The sequence below is a fragment of the Cellulomonas bogoriensis 69B4 = DSM 16987 genome, assembly GCF_000767165.1.
Lineage (GTDB): Bacteria > Actinomycetota > Actinomycetes > Actinomycetales > Cellulomonadaceae > Actinotalea > Actinotalea bogoriensis.
The window spans coordinates 1-635 of record NZ_AXCZ01000419.1; the positions used below are offsets into that span (position 1 = coordinate 1).

Sequence of the window (635 nt, forward strand, 5' to 3'; positions counted from 1 at the left end):
CCGTGACGGCCCTGGCGGCGGCGGCCGGAGCCTGGTGCGTGCGCGTGCACGAGGTGCGTGCATCGGCGGACGCGGTACGGGTCGCGGCAGCGTGGACGGCGGCGAGCACGGGTGCCCCGCTGGGCGGGCACGAGCAAGGAGGACCAGGTGAACGACCCAGCTGAGGGTGCACGGGCAGGTGACCGCGTGCGGTTGACCGGCATCACCGCGACCGGGTGGCACGGGGTGTTCGAGCACGAGCGCCGGGACGGTCAGCCGTTCGTCGCCGACGTCGTCCTGCACGTGGACACCCGCGGTGCAGCGGCCTCGGACCGTCTGGACCTGACCGTCGACTACGGCACGGTGGCGCGGCAGGTCGCGACGGTCCTGTCCGGCGACCCGGTGGACCTGATCGAGACGGTCGCGGAGCGGATAGCCGCGGTGGTGCTCACCCATGAGCGGGTGCAGGCCGTGGACGTCGTGGTCCACAAGCCCCGGGCCCCGATCCCGGTGCCGTTCGGGGACGTGACCGTCGAGATCCACCGCGACCGCCGGCACGCGCCGTCGGTGCCCCCGCCCGAGAGCGCCCGCGAGGGTGCACCGGACCAGGACCGGGCCGTGCACGACCAGGCAGCGCACGACCAGGCGGCGCACGA

Annotated in this window: 1 protein-coding gene; it reads left to right on the forward strand. The window is 74.8% G+C overall.

Features of this window, described 5'->3' with window-relative positions:
* Positions 1-147: 147 nt before the first annotated feature.
* Positions 148-635 (forward strand): dihydroneopterin aldolase (folB, locus tag N869_RS15785; RefSeq protein WP_084137347.1); only part of this gene is annotated, 488 nt, incomplete at its 3' end.